At 67.4% G+C, this 18,229-nt stretch carries 17 protein-coding genes; 10 read left to right on the top strand and 7 right to left on the bottom strand.

Going from position 1 to position 18,229, the window contains the following annotated elements; all coding sequences use genetic code 11:
- Window positions 1–9: 9 nt before the first annotated feature.
- The 3 genes from NKH51_RS14860 to NKH51_RS14850 are packed head-to-tail and all read left to right on the top strand — an operon-like array spanning window position 10 to window position 1,475.
- A complete protein-coding gene (locus tag NKH51_RS14860) occupies window positions 10–315 on the top strand; it encodes a glutathione S-transferase N-terminal domain-containing protein (protein WP_254762454.1) in 306 nt (101 codons plus the stop codon).
- The gene (locus NKH51_RS14855; RefSeq protein ID WP_254762453.1) at window positions 315–830 is read left to right on the top strand and encodes a redoxin domain-containing protein; all 516 of its coding nucleotides are present in this window, start codon (window positions 315–317) and stop codon (window positions 828–830) included. Before NKH51_RS14860 ends, NKH51_RS14855 begins: the two co-directional genes overlap by 1 nt.
- 57 nt (window positions 831–887) lie before the next feature.
- Entirely contained in the window at window positions 888–1,475 is a 588-nt protein-coding gene (locus tag NKH51_RS14850; protein ID WP_254762452.1) for an L-threonylcarbamoyladenylate synthase, read from the top strand.
- Here the strand turns inward: NKH51_RS14850 and NKH51_RS14845 are convergent.
- Both NKH51_RS14845 and NKH51_RS14840 read right to left on the bottom strand, forming a co-directional pair.
- Window positions 1,472–2,155 carry a CRISPR-associated protein Cas4 gene (locus NKH51_RS14845; protein ID WP_254762451.1) on the bottom strand — a complete coding sequence of 228 codons (684 nt, stop codon included), beginning with the start codon at window positions 2,153–2,155 and terminating at the stop codon, window positions 1,472–1,474. The two genes, NKH51_RS14850 and NKH51_RS14845, sit on opposite strands and share 4 nt — an antisense overlap.
- A gap of 212 nt (window positions 2,156–2,367) precedes the next feature.
- Complete coding sequence (locus tag NKH51_RS14840; protein WP_254762450.1) at window positions 2,368–2,958, bottom strand: conditioned medium-induced protein 4; 591 nt, start codon at window positions 2,956–2,958, stop codon at window positions 2,368–2,370.
- Window positions 2,959–3,138: 180 nt separating this feature from the next.
- Between NKH51_RS14840 and NKH51_RS14835 the strand changes: the two genes are divergently transcribed.
- Window positions 3,139–5,325 carry a (Fe-S)-binding protein gene (locus tag NKH51_RS14835; protein WP_254762449.1) on the top strand — a complete coding sequence of 729 codons (2,187 nt, stop codon included), beginning with the start codon at window positions 3,139–3,141 and terminating at the stop codon, window positions 5,323–5,325.
- A 254-nt stretch (window positions 5,326–5,579) separates the two neighbouring features.
- On the opposite strand, the gene NKH51_RS14830 is transcribed toward NKH51_RS14835, so the two are convergent.
- From NKH51_RS14830 to alaS, 4 genes are all read right to left on the bottom strand, one after another.
- Window positions 5,580–6,305: a type 1 glutamine amidotransferase gene (locus tag NKH51_RS14830; protein ID WP_254762448.1), complete on the bottom strand. Its 726-nt coding sequence runs from the start codon at window positions 6,303–6,305 to the stop codon at window positions 5,580–5,582.
- A 101-nt stretch (window positions 6,306–6,406) separates the two neighbouring features.
- Window positions 6,407–7,663 carry an AMP-binding protein gene (locus NKH51_RS14825; RefSeq protein WP_254762447.1) on the bottom strand — a complete coding sequence of 419 codons (1,257 nt, stop codon included), beginning with the start codon at window positions 7,661–7,663 and terminating at the stop codon, window positions 6,407–6,409.
- 357 nt (window positions 7,664–8,020) lie between these two features.
- Window positions 8,021–8,806 carry an alpha/beta fold hydrolase gene (locus NKH51_RS14820; RefSeq protein WP_254762446.1) on the bottom strand — a complete coding sequence of 262 codons (786 nt, stop codon included), beginning with the start codon at window positions 8,804–8,806 and terminating at the stop codon, window positions 8,021–8,023.
- Window positions 8,807–8,875: 69 nt separating this feature from the next.
- Window positions 8,876–11,650, bottom strand: a complete 2,775-nt coding sequence (gene alaS, locus NKH51_RS14815) for an alanine--tRNA ligase (RefSeq protein ID WP_254762445.1) — start codon at window positions 11,648–11,650, stop codon at window positions 8,876–8,878.
- 243 nt (window positions 11,651–11,893) lie between these two features.
- Here alaS and NKH51_RS14810 point away from each other — a divergent pair, with 243 nt between their 5' ends.
- Window positions 11,894–14,029, top strand: coding sequence for a GAF domain-containing protein (locus NKH51_RS14810; RefSeq protein WP_254762444.1), 2,136 nt, complete (start codon window positions 11,894–11,896; stop codon window positions 14,027–14,029).
- A gap of 20 nt (window positions 14,030–14,049) precedes the next feature.
- Here NKH51_RS14810 and NKH51_RS14805 read toward each other — a convergent pair whose 3' ends face one another.
- Complete coding sequence (locus NKH51_RS14805) at window positions 14,050–15,042, bottom strand: replication factor C small subunit (protein ID WP_254762443.1); 993 nt, start codon at window positions 15,040–15,042, stop codon at window positions 14,050–14,052.
- Window positions 15,043–15,173: 131 nt separating this feature from the next.
- Here NKH51_RS14805 and NKH51_RS14800 point away from each other — a divergent pair, with 131 nt between their 5' ends.
- The 5 genes from NKH51_RS14800 to NKH51_RS14780 all read left to right on the top strand — a co-directional run bounded on the left by NKH51_RS14800 (window position 15,174) and on the right by NKH51_RS14780 (window position 18,170).
- Window positions 15,174–16,268 carry a bactofilin family protein gene (locus NKH51_RS14800; RefSeq protein WP_254762442.1) on the top strand — a complete coding sequence of 365 codons (1,095 nt, stop codon included), beginning with the start codon at window positions 15,174–15,176 and terminating at the stop codon, window positions 16,266–16,268.
- Between the two features lie 105 nt (window positions 16,269–16,373).
- A complete protein-coding gene (gene samp2 / locus NKH51_RS14795) occupies window positions 16,374–16,697 on the top strand; it encodes a ubiquitin-like small modifier protein SAMP2 (protein WP_254762441.1) in 324 nt (107 codons plus the stop codon).
- A gap of 39 nt (window positions 16,698–16,736) precedes the next feature.
- Entirely contained in the window at window positions 16,737–17,279 is a 543-nt protein-coding gene (locus tag NKH51_RS14790; protein WP_254762440.1) for a redoxin domain-containing protein, read from the top strand.
- A 3-nt stretch (window positions 17,280–17,282) separates the two neighbouring features.
- Window positions 17,283–17,729: a GNAT family N-acetyltransferase gene (locus NKH51_RS14785; protein ID WP_254762439.1), complete on the top strand. Its 447-nt coding sequence runs from the start codon at window positions 17,283–17,285 to the stop codon at window positions 17,727–17,729.
- A 72-nt stretch (window positions 17,730–17,801) separates the two neighbouring features.
- Window positions 17,802–18,170 carry a hypothetical protein gene (locus tag NKH51_RS14780; RefSeq protein ID WP_254762438.1) on the top strand — a complete coding sequence of 123 codons (369 nt, stop codon included), beginning with the start codon at window positions 17,802–17,804 and terminating at the stop codon, window positions 18,168–18,170.
- Window positions 18,171–18,229 lie beyond the last annotated feature (59 nt).

Raw genomic sequence — 18,229 nt, 5'->3', positions numbered from 1 at the left:
CGAGTGTGCATGAGCGCACCCGACGATCCACCGATTACGTTCTACCGCCTCCAGGGCTGTCCGTACTGCGAGCGGGTCGCCCGGCGGCTGAACGAGTACGATCTCTCGTACCGATCGCGGTTCGTCGAACCGATGCACTCCGAGCGAAACGTTGTCAAGCGCGTCGCCGGCGTCCGCACCGTCCCCGTCGTCGTCGACGAGAATACCGGCGTCACCATGGCCGAAAGCGCGAACATCGTCGACTACCTCGAGTCGACATACGGCGAGGGCGACCGCCCCGACGCGACAGCAGCGGGCGCGGGAGGTGACGACTGATGCCCGACTTCGAGGTCGTCGAGTTGGGTTCGACGGACCACCCCGAACCCGGCGACGAGGCCGCCGACTTCACCCGCCCACTCGTCACCGACGAGTTCTGGGAAGACAGCACACTCTCGGAACTCGTCAGCGAGAGCGACGGCACGACGATCCTCGTCTTCACGCCGATGACCGGCTCGTTCCTCGCGAAGTACGTCTGGGACGAGCTCGCGGAGCGCGAGTGGGACGAGCGCGCGGATCGGGTCGTCGGCGTCACGGCCTCGACCCCCTACGGCATCAAGCGGTTCCTCGCGGACAACGACTACCCGTTCCAGTTCTTCACTGACCCGAGCAACGAGGTCGCCGAATCGTACGGGATCGCCAACGAGCTCGACGGGATGACCGGCGTCAGCGAACCCCGCGTCGCCTTCTTCGCGCTCGACGGCGACCGCACCGTCGAGGGCGCGTGGGTCGCCACCGACTGGCCCGAGTTCCCCGACTACGACGACCTCGAGTCGGAACTCGGCCTCGACTGAGGCGATACCGATCCCGAGCGATACTTTTTTGACCGGAATGAGCCGAGTTCGAACCGAATGAGCGAACTCGACCGCGCGGCCGAGGCGATCGACGCGGGGGAACTCGTCGTCTACCCCACCGAGACGGTCTACGGCCTCGGGGCGGACGCGCTCGAGCCCGACGCCGTCGAGCGGGTGTTCGCGGCGAAGGGCCGGGATCGATCCAAGCCCCTGTCGTTCGCCGTGCCGTCGGTGCCGTCGGCGCTGCAACACGTCCGCGCGACCGATCGGGAGCGGCAGTTCATGGCGACGTTCCTCCCCGGGCCCGTAACGGTCCTCTGTCGGCGGCGAAAAAGCGTCCCCGACGAACTGACGGCGGGTCGGGACCGTGTCGGCGTCCGGGTGCCGGATCAGCCGCTCGCGCTTCGCCTGTGCGAGCGAGCGGGTACGCCGATCACCGCGACGAGCGCGAACGTCAGCGGCCGGGCGAGCGCCCGCCAGGTCGCGGACCTCGACCTCGAAATTCGGGAGGCGGCCGCGGTCGTCCTCGACGATGGTGAAACCGACGGCGGGACCGAGAGCACCGTCGTCGACGTCTCGAGCGGGACGATTCACCGCCGTGGGGCAATGGCCGACGAGATCGAAACCTGGCTCGAGACCCACTAGAGGCCGAGTAGCGATCGCAGCGTTCTCGTTTTGACGCCGCACTCGGCGGCGAACTCACAGGGGTCGCACTTCGAGCGGTTGGTCGTCCGCGCCGGCGGGCCGTCGAGTTCTCGGACCGCCCGGAGCGCACTCCGATACTGCGCCTTTCGCCGCGTCGTGAGCTTGAGAGACCGAATCTCGCCGTAGGCCGGATACTCGAGCCAGGCCCGGTCGACGGTTTCGCCGTGCTCCCAGGCCAGCGCCTTCGCTGCCGCGACGGCGTGGACCGACTGGGGTTCCCAGACGCCGTTTTCGGGCGGTTCGCCCGTCGAGAGCAAGACCGGTTCGAGCGGCTCGGAGAGTACCTTGTGAACGACGCCGCGGCAGTGGCGGCCGGCCGCGAACACGTCTCGATCGTCGGGGTTTCGGAGCCGGTACCAGTGACCAGCGTCCTCGAGTCGGTCGCGAGTGGACGCCAGTCGATCGCGGTAGCGGACGGCCGAAACCGCGATCGGCTCGCGCTCGAGGTCACTCGGTGGGGCCTCGAGGAGGGCTTCGTATCGGGGCTCGAGCCCTCGAATCGACTCGATCTCGGGTGGCGGTGCGCGGTCCTCGTCGGGCAGCGCTCGCTGGTAGTAGCACTTTCGCGGGCAGTAGGCGGCAGTCCGGAGGTCACTGAACGAAACGTGCGTACGGGTCACGGGCCGTCTGGCCGCGGCTTGATATAAAAAATCTCACCAGGATCGGCGAGCGATGGAGACGGAGTCAGCCGACGTTCTGCTCCAAACCGGTGGTGGACCACGGGGGCAAGCGATCGTACCGAGCGTGAGCGAAGCGAACGCTCGGCCTTTTTTCATCGACGTTTTTTGCTCGAGCGGTCGGCCTCCGGCCGACCCGAGAGTAAAAAACTTCGTTAGAAGTCCACGTCGGTTTCCATCCCTTCGGTCGCGTCCTCGAGGCCGTCTTCTCGAACGTCGGTCGTCATCCGCTCGGAGAGTTCGGCGTCGGCGAGAATGCTGTCGAACTCGTCGCGGTAGCGGTCGTTGGCGGCTCGAGACTGGTCTTCGGCCTCGGCGACGCGGCGGTAGCGGCGGATCTGAGCCTCGCTGACATCGTACTCGTCGGCCAGAGTCGCGTCGTCCTCCTCGCGGTCGCGGATCGCCGCGAGGTCGACCTCGTCGGCGTCGTCCTCGCCGACGAGATGCAACGCCATTCGTGCCTCGAAGACCTCGTCCTCGTCGACCCCCAGTTCCGCGGCAATTTCGGCGTCGCTCCGGTCGTCGTAGAAGCCTCTGGCGACCGTGAGCAGCTCGTCGTCCGAGAGCGCCGTGTCGACCCCGTAGCGTTCGCGCATCTGCTGGACGACGCTCTCGAGGCGCTCTTCGTCGGTCCGTTCGTCGCGCTCGAGAGAGCCACGAGTGTCCTCTTGGGATTCGGTGACGGTTTCCTCGCCGTCGGTGACGGTGGTGAAGATATCCCGGAGTTCCTCGGTTTTATCGTTCATGGATGGACACTCCCGACGGGCGGCTATTTAAGCCTGTTGCCAGCCAGCGTTGGTCGGTGAATCGAACACGGTCGACGATTATAAACTCAGAATTATGTGAAGATTTTCGCAAGACTGCGGCGAGATGGTCACGCAGCCGGTGTGGCAAGAATTAAGTTACAGCCCTGCTCCTCATTGTACATGCGCGCAATAGCACAGTCGGGCGTGGGGAGAGAGACGTACTGGGGGATCACCAGCGTCGAATACGCGGTGTTCTATTTCCTCGCGTTCGTCGCCGTCGCCGTCCTCGCCTACGGCGTCTATCAGCGGTTCGCCCGCTACGCCGAGGGCGACGACGACTCGTTCGCCCGCGTCGACGACCTGCCGGATCGAATCGTCAGCAGCACCAAGATCGTTCTCTCGAACGAGAAGCAATTCAACAGGGACCTCTACGGTGGGCTGATGCACTCCTTTATTCTCTGGGGATTCCTGACGCTGTTGATCGCGACGACGATCATCGCGGTCGATCAGTACGCATTCCAGAAGGTCCTGCATATGACCGTCTGGGAGGGTGACTTCTATCTCGCATACTCCTTCATCGTCGACGCCATGGGCTTGTTGTTCGTCGTCGGCATCGGGATGGCGATGTACCGGCGCTACTGGGTCCAAAACCGCCGCCTCTGGGACCGCCACACCTCCATGGAGGACGACATCTTCATCTGGACGCTCTTCGCGCTCGGCATCGGCGGCTTCCTGCTCGAGGGGCTGCGGATCTACAGCGCCGGCATGCCCGACTACGAGATCGTCAGTTTCGTCGGCTACGGACTGGCGGTCAGCTTCGACGCGGTCGGCCTCTCGACGCTCGGCCCCGATCAGGCCGGGCTCAACGGCGCCGGCTTCAACGTCGAGAACCTCCACTGGCTCGCGTGGTGGACCCACTCGCTGATCGCCTTTTTCTTCGTCGCGTGGATCCCCTACGCCAAGCCGTTCCACATGCTCTCCTCCTTCGCGAACGTCGTCACCCGGGACGAGAAGGCCGGCCGGCGCCTGCCCAACGTCCCCTCGGATCTGGATGCGACCAACGCCGAGTCCATCGACGACTTCACCTGGAAAGAGATCCTCGATCAGGACGCCTGTACCAAGTGCGGTCGCTGTTCCTCTGTCTGTCCCGCGAAAGCCTCCGACCGCCCGCTCGACCCGCGCAACGTCATCCTCGACCTGAAATCCTACCGCGAAGAACTCGACGCCGGCGGGGAGGAGAAACCGATCATCGCCGACGGCGGCACCTCGGTGATCAACTCCGAGACCATGAACTCCTGTATGGCCTGTATGGCCTGCATGGACGCCTGCCCCGTCGAGATCGAACACCTAAAGAGCTTCACCCGGCTCAACCGCCAGCAGACCGATCAGGGCGACGTCTCCTCGAGCATGCAGGACGTCTTCCAGAACGTCATGCAAAACGGCAACACCTTCGGCGACTCGCCGCGCAACCGCGGCGACTGGACCGACGAACTCGAGTTCGATGTCACCGACGCTCGCGAGGAGGAAGTCGACTACCTCTGGTACGTCGGCGACTTCCCGAGCTACGACGAGCGCAACAAGCAGGTCGCCCGCTCGCTGGCGACCATCCTCAAAGAGGCCGACGTGAGCTTCGGCATCCTCTTCGACGACGAGAAGTTCGACGGCAACGACATCCGCCGCGTCGGCGAGGAACTGCTCTACGTCGAACTGGCCGGCCACCACGTCGAGACCTGGGAGGACTGTGAGTTCGACAAGATCGTCTGTACGGACCCCCACTCGTACAACACCTTCAAGAACGAGTATCCGGAGCTCAACTTCGACGAGTTCTCGGACGACCCGATGATGCCCTTCGAGTACGACGAGCAGTGGAACGATGACGGCGAGATCGACGTGCTCCACTGGACGCAGGCCGTCGAGGAGCTCGTCACCGACGGCAAACTCGACCTGAACGGTACCGAACTCGACTACACGGTCACCTACCACGATCCGTGCCATCTGGGCCGATACAACGACGAGTACGAGGCCCCGCGCGAACTCATCAAAGCGACGGGCTGCGAGCTCGACGAGATGCCCCGCAACCGCGCCAACTCCTTCTGCTGTGGCGGCGGCGGTGGTGGCCTCTGGATGGACTTCGAGGAAGAGCCCAAGCCCAGCGAGGAGCGCATTCGGGAGGCGCTCGAGGACACCGACGCCGGCAGCGGCGTCGAGAAGTTCGTCGTCGCATGCCCGATGTGCATGACGATGTACGAGGACGGCCGCAAGACCGGCGGCTACGAAGACGAGATCGAGATCGTCGACGTGGCCGAACTCATCGTCGAAGCGATCGGGAAGGAAGACGAGGCGAAGGTCGAAGTCGCTGCTGACTGATCGACTCCCAATCGGCGCCGTTTCTCCGATCGACTCGCGTTCTCCGAGTTGCATTTACGAAGACAGCCACACTGGGAGGACGCTACGGACCGTTCAGCCACGGTGGAGAACCGTCGCGGAACCGGTCGACCGCTTCGTCTTTCGACCCGTAGGCGACCCGAGCGATTCGCTCGAGGAGTCCCGTGGAAAGCGTTTCCGATCGTGCTGAACGTTCGAGTATCGCGGGGGAACCGGCAACCGTGGAGATTCGGTAACTAGTCAGAACAACCGGCCGACACCGAAGCGTCGGCGGCGGCATCGACGCGTTTCGTCTCGCGGACGAACTCGAGGAAGTTCTCGAAGACGAGTTTCGCCTCGCAGGACCGCTGATAGTTCTCCTCGGTGATCTCGTCGAGGACCGACTCGCGGCGTTCGTCGGAGAGCTCTTTGCGGTGGACGAGTTCGCGGGCGGTCTTGGTATCGTACTCGGGGTGAAACTGGACGCCGAAGACGCGGTTCTTGCGGAAGCCGTGGTTCGAGTAGTCGTTCTCGGCCAGCGGCGCTGCCCCGGGGGGCAGCTCGGCGACCTCGTCGGAGTGGCTGGTAAAGGCGAGGAAGGTGTCGTCGATGCCGTCGAACAGCCGCGACTCGCCGGTGTGCTCGATTTCGCTGTAGCCGACCTCGTAGACGCCCATATCGGCGACGGTGCCGCCGAGCACGTCGGCCAGTAGCTGGTGGCCCCAGCAGACCCCGAGGAAAGGGACGCCGCGGTCGATCGCCTCGCCGACCCACTCCTTGACGGGCCGCATCCAGTCGTCGTCCCAGTAGACCGACGCGCGGGAGCCGGTGACCACCGCGCCGTCGTACTCGAAATCGTCGGGGACCGTGCCGTCGGTGGCGTCGAACTCGGCCAGCGAGGCGTCGAGTTCGCGCCGGAAGTTCCGCGTCGTGTTCTCGTCCCGATGGGCCGCGTTCAGGACGGCGATTCTGAGCTGACTCATCACACGCTAGTGGCGGCTGGATAAGAATAGGCCTTGCGCACGGTGCCGTCGTTGCCGTCAGCGGTGACGGCGGCCGGGGCAGGCGGTCGAGTCGAAAGCGATCATCGCGGATAATAGTGCCCGTCCTCGTCCCGGCGGAACCGCTCGCCGGTGTCGAACCAGCCGTCGACGAACCGGCCGCGGTCGTCGGCCGCGTCGTCGGCTGCACGCTCGAGGCCGGCCGGCTCGTCCCAGTTTTCGTCGTCAGTTCCGGCAACGGTTACATGGCCGTCGGCGACCACCGATCCCGAAAGCTGGAGGCGGCCGACCGCCACATCCTCGAGCACCTCGCCCGCCTCGTCGACCAGTCGGACCCGACAGTCCGGGACGGGGCGGCCGACGCTGGGTTCCTCGTCGCTCGAGCCGTCGCGGTCACCATCGAACCCCTGACTCAAGGCGGTCGGACACTCGAGGCGGCCGTACGCTCTCGCGACCGACACGTCGCACTCGCGGTAGGGAGCGACGATATCGTCGGCGACGGCACCCTCGCAGACGACGCGCTCGAGCGACGCCGCGGCGTCCGCGAACTCGGTTTCTGCCGCGATGTCCCGGATTGCCGTCTCGCGACCGGCCAAAAACGTCGCGTCCTCGGCGGCCATCGCGGCCGCGGCGTCACCGGGGTCGAACGCGCGGTCGAGCAAGAGCGTGCCGCCGACGTACAGCGTCGACAGCGCGACGCGAACCAGTCCGCCGGCGGTCGACAGCGGCATCGTGAGGGGAACGGTGTCGTTCGCGGCGAGCCCCCACGCGACGACGGCCGTGGCGCAGTTGCGCTCTATGGCGTCGGCCGAGTAGCCGGCGACCGGGCGCCCCGATTCGCCGTGAAGGGCAAGCAACGGGTTCGCGTTCGGCCGTCCGCTCTCGAGGTCGACCGAATCGCGCTCCGTCTCGGTCAGTTCCTCGAGCGTCACGAGCCGATCGAACGGGATCGAGCGCAGCAGGTCGCGCTGGGCCGCCTCGCCGACGACGAGGGCCGGCTCGAGGACGCCGAGCGGGCGGTCGACTGAGGCCGGCGTCAGCAGATGGGATATCGGCGCGAACGTGGCCCCGAGCCGCCGGCACGCGAAAAACAGCGCGAGGGAGGCGACTCGGTTGCGCGTGACGAGACAGACGGTATCGCCCGGAACGACGCCGCGCGTCGAGAGTCGCTCGGCCGTCCGCGTCGCGATCGTCGACAGCCCCTCGTACGTGACTCGATCCTCGTCGATCGTCTCCGCGGGGGCGTACAGCCGCGCTTCCGAGATATCGACGACCGCGGTCCGATCCGGGAAGTGCGCCGCCCGACGCGCCAGCGAGAGAGTCACGGCGGGGACTCCCACGCTCGAGCACGTAGTAGGCGGGGGGTCAGTCGCAAGCACGGACGGCAACGGTCGGCGAGGCTCGAGGACGCTACTCGTAACGGCGACTGAGCGACCCGATCACCGTCTCGGCGCGCTGTGCAGCGATGAGCGACAACGAGGCGCGAATGGCATGAGCGCCTCGGAAAACGAACGGCGAGCGGAAGCGAGCCGTGAGTCCGCGAATCGCTGCTCGAAGCGCGAGGGATGAGCGAACGAAGTGAGCGAATCGGCTGGGGAGGGCGTGGCGATCCCTCGTTGCCACGATACGTCGGTAGTACTGCGGCAGGAGAAACTCACCACTCGGACGGTGCTACAGATCCGAGGCCGACCGACGAATTACCTCGAATCGTCCGTCTGCGCCTCGAGAAAATCCACCAGCCGATCGTTGACGGTCCGCGAACGCTCGACGAAACAGAGGTGGCCCGCCCCCTCGAGTTCGACGAACTCCCCGCGGGGCAGCCCTCGCGCCAGTTCCCGTCCCGCGTCGGGCGAGACCAACTCGTCCGCGCCGCCGTGAATTACCCGCGTCGGTTGAGTCACCTCCACCAGCCAGTCGGTCGCGTCGAATCCCTCGAGCGCCGCGACCTGCGCTTCCCAGCCCGCGCGGTCGGCGTCGCCGTCGGCCCGCCAGTCCACGATCCCATCGACCGCGTCGGGCTGTGCCTCGCGAAAGTCGGCCGAGAGTCCCGCCTCGAGCGACCCGAACAGCGCGTCTCGATCGTCCGGCGGAGCGAACAGCGCCTCGAGATCGAAGGCCTCGCCCCGGGCCGCGGTCCCGAACAGCGACAGCGTCGCGACGCGACTCGAGGTCCGGGCCGCCGCCAGCGCGACCGCGCCGCCGAGGCCACAGCCGACGAGGTGGGCGTTCCGGAAGCCGCAGTCGGCGAGGATCGACTCGAGGTCGGCGACGAGCGTCTCGAGGTCGTAGGGGCCGACCGGCGCGTCCGAGCGGCCGGTGCCCCGGAGGTCCCAGACGACGGCCTCGTGGGGACCCGCGATGGCGGCGTGTTGCCAGCCCCAGAGCCAGCCGCCGAGGCCGGCTTCGGAGACGAAGACGACCGGCGCGCCATCACCCGCGCGGTCGTAGTACAGCGAGACGCTCCCGTTCGACGCAGTGGGCATGAGTACCTCGAGGGGACGGCGGTGAAAGAAGGGGACGGTTTCGACTCGAACGGATCGGTCGCGGCTCGGTCAGGCGTTCTGGACCTGCCGAAGGACGTCGGGGGCGTCCTCGAGTGCGTCGTCGAGATCCTCGACGTTGGGGCCGCCGCCCTGGGCGAAGTCCGGCGGACCGCCGCCGCCGCCTCCGACTTTGGAGGCGAGTTCGCCGACGACTTCGCCGGCGTTGACGCCGACGGCGTCGGGGACGGCCACGACGAACTGGGCACCGCTCTGGCCGCTGCCGAGCACGGCGATCTTGCCGTCTTCGGCGAGGGCGTTGGCGGTCGCGCGCAGTTCGTCCATGTCGGCGTCGATCCGGTCGACGACGGCGGTCGCGTCGCCGACTTCGACTTCCTCGCCGCTGCCACCGCCGCCGGCGCGGGCTTCGGCGAGTTGTTCTTTCAGATCCTCGATCTGCTTGCCGCGGTCTTTCCACTCCTCGAAGAATCGCTCGGCGGTGTCGGGCACGTCTTCGGGCGAGACATCGAGGATCTCGGCGGCCGCGTAGAGGGCGTCTTCTTTCTGCTGGGTCGCCTCGACGGCGGCCTCGCCGGCGGCGAAGGTGATCCGTTCGACGCCGTCCTGAACGCGCTCCGTCGAGAGCACTTTGATCGTGCCGATGTCCCCGGTGCGGGCGACGTGGGTGCCACCACAGGCCTGTACGTCCTCGTCGACGGTGATCAGGCGGATCTGCTCGCCCGGCGGGATACCGCCCTGGTAGAGATCGAAGCCGTGTTCGGCCTCCGCGTCGTGGCGGTCGGGCCACTCCTGGGAGACCGCGGTGTTGGCCATCACGATCTCGTTGGCGCGAGACTCGATGGCTTTGACCGCCTCGCGGGAGATCCGGTCGTAGTGGCGAACGTCGATCCGGGAGCTCTCGACGCCCTTCTGAGCACCCGCCTGTCGAATGTGCTCGCCGAGTACCTGACGCGCGGCGTGGATGACGATGTGGGTCGCCGTGTGGTGGCGCATGAGCTGCCGGCGGCGGTCGCCGTCGATCTGCCCGTTGACCAGTTCACCCTTTCCGGGGTTCTCGTCGGCCCGGTGGAGGATGACGCCGTCGACGATCTGTACGTCCGCGATCTCGACGGTCGTATCGTCCGTCGAGAGGGTTCCCGTGTCCGACGGCTGGCCGCCGCCTTCGGGGTAGAACATCGTCTGATCGAGGACCACGTCGTAGCCGTCCTCGCGCTCGAAGACGTCGAGGACGACCGCCTCGAACTGGGTGCGCTCCTGATCGTCGTAGTAGAGCTTCTCCGTTTCCGGGAGGTCCTCGAAGCGTTCGTCTTCGCCCTCCTCGGCCTCGAGTACGGCTTCGGGCGTGTCGTGGCGCTTCGCGACGAGACTGTAGAAGTCGTCCGGCACGTCGACCTCCGCACCCGCTTCGTCGGCGATTTCGGCGACCATGTCCGGCTGGATGCCGTGGGAGTCGTAGAGCTCGATTAGCTCGTCGGTCGGGATCGGCTCGCCTTTCGTCGCGTACTCCTCGGCCAGCGTCTCGACCCGGCGACCGCCGCGTTCTAAGGTCTCGCGGTACTTCTCGACCTCGGTGCGGACGATGTCGCGGATCGTATCGCGGTTCTCGTACGCCAAGCGCTCGGCCTGCATGTCGACGAGTTCGTCCAGCGGCGCGTCGACGCCGGCGGTGTCACAGAGCCGTTTGGTCCGGCGAAGGACCATCCGCGCGAGGTAGCCCGTCCCGACGTTCGAGGGGACGATGCCGTCGCCGAGCATGTACGCCAGCGTTCGGCAGTGGTCGGCGATGGCGTAGATGTCCTCAAGGGGCTCCATGAGCTCTTCTAGTGCCGCGGCGTCGACACCGAGTTCGGCGGCGATCTCGCCGCGGGCGGTCTCCATGTCCTCGGCCTCGTCGATGTCCATGTGGCCCGCGAGTTTGGCGGCGCGGTGGACGAGAGCCTCCTCCTCGTCGGTGTGCTCGAGCCCCGCGTTGTCCTTGAGGAAGGCGATCATGTCGGGATAGACTGCCTCGTAGACGGTCGGGGTTCCCTGAGAGACCCAGGTCCAGCGCTCTAACCCGTAGCCGGTGTCGACGATGTAGGTGTCCATCGGGCTGTAGCGGTTCCCGTCTTTCATCTCGTACTCGCCGTCGGGGTCTTGCTCCATCGACATGAAGACGAGCGTGGCGAGTTCAACGCCCCGATAGATGACCTCGATCGCGGGGCCGGCGTTGCCGCCACCGACCCACGGATCCTCGATGTAGATGACCTCCTCGAGATCGACGCCCAGCGAGTCGAAGAAGCCGTCACAGAGTTCGACGGTCTCGTCTTTCCAGTAGACCTCGCCCTCGTAGGCGTACTCGTCTTCGGCGTCCTCGCGCGCGTTGAACGCGTGGTGGGCCATCATCTCGAAGGCCATCGTGTGCCGGCCGGTCTTGCCGACGTTGTCGATGTCCTGCATCCGGATGCAGGGCTGGGAGACACACAGCGGGTTCGCCGGCGGCGGCGTCTCGCCCGACGTGACGAGGGGCTGGAAGTCGTAGATCGACGCCTGCGTCAGTAACACGTCGTCGCGCCAGCGGTTCGCCGCGACCGGATAGGGGTCGATTCGCTCGTGCTCGTTGGCCTCGAAGTAAGAGAGAAAGGCCTCGCGCATCTCCTCGAGGCTGTAGGCGTCGTCGAACCCCGAGTTGTCGATGAACCCGTACTCCTCGCAGGGCGGCTCGCCGCAGGTCACCCTGTCGCTGTCGCGCGTCCAGAAGTGCGCCCCACACTCCGGACACTCCTTGCGCTCGAACCCTTCCTCCTCGAAGTACTCGAGGCGGTATTCCTCCGCCAGTTCGCTCATTACGCGTCTAGTGGCCCTGCAGCGCGTAAAACAGTTCCGCAAACCGGCCCGCGGGGCCGTCCCCGACCGTTCGAAACCGCAGCAGGGCGATCGATTCTCAGTCGGCGGTCGCGACTCACTCGAATACCCGTCTTCGAAGGGCCACGACGGGTATCTACGGGGTGACTCAGCGATCGATACATCCAGTAGACCCAATAGGCTGGCGTGCAGTGGTCACGGAGAGACGAGACAGGTTCCGACGGAATGACGCAGCCGCCAGCGACCACGCGACCGCGGACGATCCTCTACGTCGCCGCGACCGACGCGGCCGCCAGCGACGGCGCCGACGCGCTCGAGACCGTCGAGTCGGGACCGGACCGCTCCGTTCGGCCGGCGACGACGGTCGAACGCGTCCGGAACTGGGCGCCGGCGGTGGACTGCGTCGTCTTCGGCGAGACGCCGACGACCGCGGCGGGGTCGACCCTGCTCGAAGTAGCCGACGCCTGCGGCGAGACGCCGCTGGTCCTCTTTTGCGATCCGTCGTACGCGCCGACGGCCGCTCGATCGACCGACGGGATCGACGGCTACGTCCGCTGCGATACCGACGACGCCGTCAGACACCTCGCAGACGAGGTCGAGTGGGTGTGCCACGACGCCGGCCCGGACGACGCGGCAGGCGACGAGCCGATCGTCGCGGCCGCCTCGCCAGCCGTGGACTGGCGACCAGCGAACCGGCTTCTCGAGTCGGTCCCCGACCTCGTCGCCTGCCGCGACCGCGACCGGCTCTTCGAACTGGTGGTCGAGGCCGCGGCCGCCGCCATAGAGCGCGATCACTGCTGGCTGTCGACGGTCCACTTCGGCGAGTTCGTCCCGCGAGCGACCACGGCCGCGATTTCGGACGCCAACCTCGCGTCCGTCCCGCGAACGGGGCCGCTCGGCGACGCCCTGCAGGCGGGCGAGCCCGTTCGCATCGACGACTTCGCGGACGAGGACCGGCTATCGGCACCGCTCGAGGGGAGTCGATCGCTGTGTTGCGTGCCGATGGCCGACAGCGGCATCCTGCAGGTCGCCGCCCCCGAAGCGAACGGGTTCGACGAGCGCGACGCCGACCTGCTGTCGGCGTGGGGAGCGGTCGCGGCCGCAGTCCTCGAGCGGATCGACGCCGCGGAAAGCCGCGGGAGAGAACTGCAGCGCCTGCGGGAGAGCCGGGAACGGCTCGTCGCCAAACGGAATGATCTAGAAACTGACCGCGACGAATTGGCTGCCGAGCGTGACCAACTGGCGGCCGAGCGTGACCAACTGATCGCCGAGCGCGACCGCTACCGCTCGCTGTTCGAGAACGTCCCGGAGCCGGCGATCCGCTACGAGATCGACGACGGCCAGCCGGTCGTCAGAACGGTCAACGACACCTTCACCGATGTTTTCGGCACCGACCCCGAATCGGTCGTCGATCACCCCGTCGACGAGGACACCGTCCCGCCGGGGCTCGAGCACCGGCGAGCAACGCTGCTCGAGGCGCTGCGGTCGGGCGAGCGCCGCCAACTCGTCAGCCGCCGAGAGACTGCAGCGGGCGTCCGCGAGTTCCTGCTGACGCTGATCCCGCTCGAGGCGAACGCCGGCGGAGAAAGCGGTGCTTCCGACGGTCACAACCCCGAAGGCCTGATCATCTACAGCGACGTGACCGAGCACAACCGCCGGGAGCGGGAACTGGCCGCCGCCGAATCGCGCCTCGAGACCATCGCGGATCTGGTCGACGACGACGCGCGGACGCCGCTGAACGTCGCCCGCGGCTACCTCGAACTCGCCGCCGAAACCGGCGACCGGGAGCACTTCGCGGAGGTCGACGACGCCCAAGAGCGACTCCGCGAACACCTCGACCGGCTGGTCGCGATCGCTCGCGAGGACGACGTACTCGTCGACACCGAACCCGTCGCCGTCCACGACGTGGCCCGCCGGGCCTGGGTCGCCGTCGAGACCGGCGACGCGCGGCTCGTGACTCGATCGCCGGAGAATCGCGTCCTCGAGGCCGACAAGACGCGGCTCCGCGAACTGTTCGAGCGGCTGTTCCAGGCCGTCGCCGACGAGACTGACGATGGCGACGACGAAAACGGGGCAGCGAGCACCGGTGCAGGCGACGCGACGGCAGTCGTCACCGTCGGCGCGACCGACGACGGCTTCTACGTCGCCCGCCGCGCCGCCGAAACCGACGCCGAAGTAGTCGACGGCGGACTCGAGACGGACCCCGTCCCCGGCCGGCTGGCCGCGGCCGACGGCACCGGCTTCGGGCTCGGTACGGTCGAGCGCATCGCCGACGCCCACGGCTGGAACGTTGGTGTCGCCGAGGACGAGAGTCGAATCGCGTTCGCGTTTCGGGGCGTCGACGCTCGGGACGGTGAGTAAAAGGGAGCAGTGTCGGACGACTACGCCTCGTTCTCGAGCGCCAGCGACGCCAGCATCGCCTCGAGTTGGAGCCGTTCGTTCGCACCCTCGGTGATCCGGTAGTCGACTTCGCCCAGCCGCTCGAGCAGCCGGACGGTCGCCTGTTCGGGGATATCGAACTCCCAGGCGGAGCGGTGCAGTTGGTCGATCACGTCGCCGCCGGCGAGGCCGCGGTCGGTCAGCAGGTCCTCCAAGGCGGCGCGGGCGGCGGTGAAGTCGCCGGCGATGGCGTGATCGACCATCGCCTCGACCTCCTCGGGGCGGGCGGTGGCAGTGATCGCGAAGACGGTCTCCTCGTCGACGGTCTCGCCCATCACTGCGGCGGCCTGCAAAGCGTTGATCGCCTTCCGCATGTCGCCGTCGGCCGCGTAGACCAAGGCGTCGACGCCGTCGTCGGTGACTGCGATCCCCTCTTCGGCGGCGATTTCGCGGACCTGGGCCTCGATGGCGTCCTCGGTGAGCTCGGTGAATCGGAAGACCGCACACCGCGACTGGATCGGATCGATGATCTGGCTCGAGTAGTTACACGAGAGAATAAAGCGCGTGTTGTTCGAGAACTGCTCCATCGTCCGGCGCAGGGCCGACTGGGCGTCGGAGGTCAGCGCGTCGGCCTCGTCCAAGAAGATGATGCGGTGGTCGTAGCCGCCGAAACTCGAGCGCGCGAAGTCCTTGATCCGGTCGCGGACGACGTCGATCCCGCGCTGGTCGGAGGCGTTCAACTCGAGGAAGTTCTCGCGCCAGTCGTCGTCGTAGACCTCGCGGGCGATGGCCTGTGCGGCGGTGGTTTTGCCCGTACCCGCCGGCCCCGCGAACATGAGATGCGGCAGGTCGTCCTGCTCGACGTACCGCTGGAGTCGCGGGACGATGTTCTCGTGGCCCTTGATCTCGTCGAGGCGCTCCGGTCGGTACTTCTCGATCCAGACTTCCGTCTTCCCGGGGGTGGGCTCCGCTGCCTCGGCGTCGGCCTCGCTCATACCGGTCGAAGGCGCGGGCGCAAGATAAATCGCCCGAAGGGCGTTCTCGCCTCTCGAGCCGCCGTCGAAACCGCCACGGATACTGATATCTGCGTAACACGTTTTTCTATCTGCTCGTTGGAGACCGTCCTATGGATGGGGAAAACCACCGATCACGGCTCGTCGTCGCGTTGCTGGTCGCGGTCGTGATCATCGGTATCGTTCCGATGACGGTCGCCGCCCAGTCCGGCGCACAGGCCGGCGGCACCGTCGTTGTCGACGAGGGAGAGACGGTCGACGACCTCGAGGCGTTCGGCGGCACGGTCGTCGTTCGCGGCACGGTCACCGGCGACGTGAGCGCCGTCGGGGGCGACGTGACGATCGCGAACACGGGTCAGGTCAACGGCGATCTCGAGGCGGCCGGCGGGAGCGTGACCATCGCGGGAGCCGTCAACGGAAACGTCGAGGCCGCCGGTGGGAGCGTGACGGTGACCGAGTCCGGCACCGTCGGCGGCGAGTTTACGGCCGGCGGCGGGAACGTAGTCGTCGACGGGACCCTCGAGAGCGACGCGGTGATCGGCGCGGACACGATCCGACTGGGCGACACCGCCTCGATCGCGGGCGACCTGCGATACGACGGCGATCTGCAGGGCAACACCGATGCGGTCGCGGGCGCGATTCAGGAAGATTCCTCGCTCGGCATCGACGTGGCGCCGACAGTCCAACCGTTCGCGTCGTGGCTGTTCGCGGTCTACGCCTTCGCGGTGAACCTGCTGCTCGGGGCCGCGCTGCTCGCGCTGTTCCCGCGGTTCTCCGGCGGCGTCGCCGACAGCGTCTCGACGGGCCCGCTGCGCTCCGGGCTGGCCGGGCTCGGCGTCTTCGTCGGCATCCCGATACTGCTGATCGCGCTCGCGATCACCGTCGTCGGGATTCCGCTCGCGGTCCTCGGCGCGATCGCGTTCGCCCTGCTACTGTGGATCGGCACCGTCTACGGCCAGTTCGCCGTCGCGGCGTGGCTCCTCTCGGCGGTCGGAATCGGGAACCGCTGGCTGGCGCTCGTCGTCGGGCTACTCGGCGGGGCCGCCCTCTCGAGACTCCCCATCGTCGGCGGCGCGATCAACTTCGTCTTCCTGCTGCTAGGGCTCGGTGCGATCGCCCGCGGGCTGTACGGACACCGGCGGCGGGCTCGAGAGCGGGAGCGCGATCGACGGGTCGGTCCCGGCACCGACGAGCCGACGACCGACTGACGCGGCCTCGCGGACCGCGGCTCGGCCCCGGACGGCCATGCTCGAGCGGCGCGCCCGATACTCACGGAGCGACGCGCTCAAGGCCCTCCTCCCGCAACTCGAGGTATGCACGTCACCGTCGACGTCAAGGGCGAGGATACCTTCGAACTCGAACTCGAGGCGGTGGCAGACGCCGAGGCGGACGAGAGCGCTGGCGGTTCCGAGGCCGATACGACGCCGACCTACGCGGACCTGCTCCGCGAGATCGATCTGAGCCCCCACGAAGTGAGCGTCCTCGTCGACGGGCGACCGGTCCCGGAGGATCAGCCGGTCGAACACGACCACGTGACGGTGTTGCGGCTCATCAAGGGCGGCAGCGACGCCCGCTCGAGTAACGAACCGCCCGCGACGGCCGACGAAAGGAGACGACGGGTCGACGCAGGGGAGTGAAAGCCCGGTCGTTTTGCCGGGCCGCAGGGAAAGGGCAATATGCACAGCAACCCCGTCGAGGTGGCCCTGCCGAACGTCGGACCGGGGCCGGATCCGCTCGCGCTCGTGGACCTGACCGAACCGGTCGTGCCGACCGATCCGACGACGACCGACGAGTCGGATCCCACCTACGACGCCGTCGTCCTGTTGCTCCACCGCGACCACCACGCCGGGCAGTGTCGCCGGCAGGTCCGGGCGATCGGCGACCGGTACGACGAGTTCCGCGAGCGGGGCTGTGAGGTCGTCTCGATCGTCCCCGAACCGCGCGAGCGGGTCCGAGAGTGGCAAGAGCAGTACGAGCTGCCGTACCCGATCTGCGCGGACCCGGAGGCGAGGCTCGGCGACGCCTTCGACCAGCCCGTTCGTCTCGGCACGCTCGGCCGGCGGTTCGACCTCGTCGGCCGGATGCCCGCCGCGATCGTGTTCGACGTGCGCGACGCCGACACGGACGAGTTGCCGATCGCCGCGGCCTACCGCGGCGAAACGATCCTCGACCGACCCGAAATCGACGCCCTGTTGGCCCAGGCCGACCGCTGTTCGTGACGCATGTTCGTCCGTACCGCCACCCCAGACGACGCCCTCGAGGTCCGACGGATCCTCGACGCCGCGTTGCTCGAGCCCGGCGACGTCGAGGAGCGGATCGCCGCCGGGGACGTCCTCGTCGCGGGCGATCGACGAGGGGGAACGGAGACCGACGGCCACGGTGGCAGTAGCGACGGCGACGACGGCAGCGAGCGGATCCTCGGCACGGCCGTCCTCGAGCCCATAGCGGCCGACTCCGGCGCGCACGTCGGCGCGATCGGCGTCCGGCGTCGCCATCGGGGCCAGGGGATCGGCCGAGCGTTGATCGAACGCGCCCTCGAACGCGAGGGACGGCTCACGGCCCGGTTCGACGACGGCGTGCGCCCGTTCTACGAGCGACTGGGGTTTTCGATCGAGCCGATCGACGAGCGGCGAAACCGCGGCGTCGCGGTGACCGCCGAGCGCGCGTGATCGGCGGCACCGACGGAACCCGTCTCCTGCCAGCGCAGTTTTATCCGACAGAGCGTGGTAGGAATCTCTCGCATGGCGCTCCAACGGATGCTCAGCGGCGATCCGTCGAAGAGTTCGAAGGTCTATCTGGCGATCGGTGCCCTCTCGCTGGCGAAAGCGATCGCGGTCCGAAAGGATCGAGAGCGGTTCAGACGCGAGTTGCTCGACGCCGGCCTCTTCCTCGGCGTCGGACTGGTACTGCGTCGGTTCAGCAAGATCAAAGCCGAAAAACAGCGGGAACTCGAGTCCCAGTTGCCGGACTGGGCGGCCGATATCGCCACCTCCGACGCCGCCTCGCGCGGGGTCCGAACCATCGCGAAACAGCGATTCCGCGGCCGGTCCGAGCCAGAACCGGAACCGACGCTCCGGGACCGGGCTCGTGCGGTCATCGCGAGTCTGTAGCCGGGCCTCGGCGACCGTTTTCTCGCTCGAGGAGGTCACCCGCTATCGGTTCCGAACCA

The sequence above is a fragment of the Natrinema marinum genome (genome assembly GCF_024296685.1).
Lineage (GTDB): Archaea > Halobacteriota > Halobacteria > Halobacteriales > Natrialbaceae > Natrinema > Natrinema marinum.
This window is presented reverse-complemented; position numbering and strand designations above follow the sequence as displayed.

What these genes read in the sequence shown, in the direction of transcription:
- NKH51_RS14860 (WP_254762454.1), top strand. Translation starts at nt 10, where the DNA reads ATGAGCGCACCCGACGATCCACCGATTACGTTCTACCGCCTCCAGGGC.
- NKH51_RS14855 (WP_254762453.1), top strand. Translation starts at nt 315, where the DNA reads ATGCCCGACTTCGAGGTCGTCGAGTTGGGTTCGACGGACCACCCCGAA.
- NKH51_RS14850 (WP_254762452.1), top strand. Translation starts at nt 888, where the DNA reads ATGAGCGAACTCGACCGCGCGGCCGAGGCGATCGACGCGGGGGAACTC.
- NKH51_RS14840 (WP_254762450.1), bottom strand. Translation starts at nt 2,958, where the DNA reads ATGAACGATAAAACCGAGGAACTCCGGGATATCTTCACCACCGTCACC.
- NKH51_RS14835 (WP_254762449.1), top strand. Translation starts at nt 3,139, where the DNA reads ATGCGCGCAATAGCACAGTCGGGCGTGGGGAGAGAGACGTACTGGGGG.
- NKH51_RS14830 (WP_254762448.1), bottom strand. Translation starts at nt 6,305, where the DNA reads ATGAGTCAGCTCAGAATCGCCGTCCTGAACGCGGCCCATCGGGACGAG.
- NKH51_RS14820 (WP_254762446.1), bottom strand. Translation starts at nt 8,806, where the DNA reads ATGCCCACTGCGTCGAACGGGAGCGTCTCGCTGTACTACGACCGCGCG.
- alaS (WP_254762445.1), bottom strand. Translation starts at nt 11,650, where the DNA reads ATGAGCGAACTGGCGGAGGAATACCGCCTCGAGTACTTCGAGGAGGAA.
- NKH51_RS14810 (WP_254762444.1), top strand. Translation starts at nt 11,894, where the DNA reads ATGACGCAGCCGCCAGCGACCACGCGACCGCGGACGATCCTCTACGTC.
- NKH51_RS14805 (WP_254762443.1), bottom strand. Translation starts at nt 15,042, where the DNA reads ATGAGCGAGGCCGACGCCGAGGCAGCGGAGCCCACCCCCGGGAAGACG.
- NKH51_RS14800 (WP_254762442.1), top strand. Translation starts at nt 15,174, where the DNA reads ATGGATGGGGAAAACCACCGATCACGGCTCGTCGTCGCGTTGCTGGTC.
- samp2 (WP_254762441.1), top strand. Translation starts at nt 16,374, where the DNA reads ATGCACGTCACCGTCGACGTCAAGGGCGAGGATACCTTCGAACTCGAA.
- NKH51_RS14790 (WP_254762440.1), top strand. Translation starts at nt 16,737, where the DNA reads ATGCACAGCAACCCCGTCGAGGTGGCCCTGCCGAACGTCGGACCGGGG.
- NKH51_RS14785 (WP_254762439.1), top strand. Translation starts at nt 17,283, where the DNA reads ATGTTCGTCCGTACCGCCACCCCAGACGACGCCCTCGAGGTCCGACGG.
- NKH51_RS14780 (WP_254762438.1), top strand. Translation starts at nt 17,802, where the DNA reads ATGGCGCTCCAACGGATGCTCAGCGGCGATCCGTCGAAGAGTTCGAAG.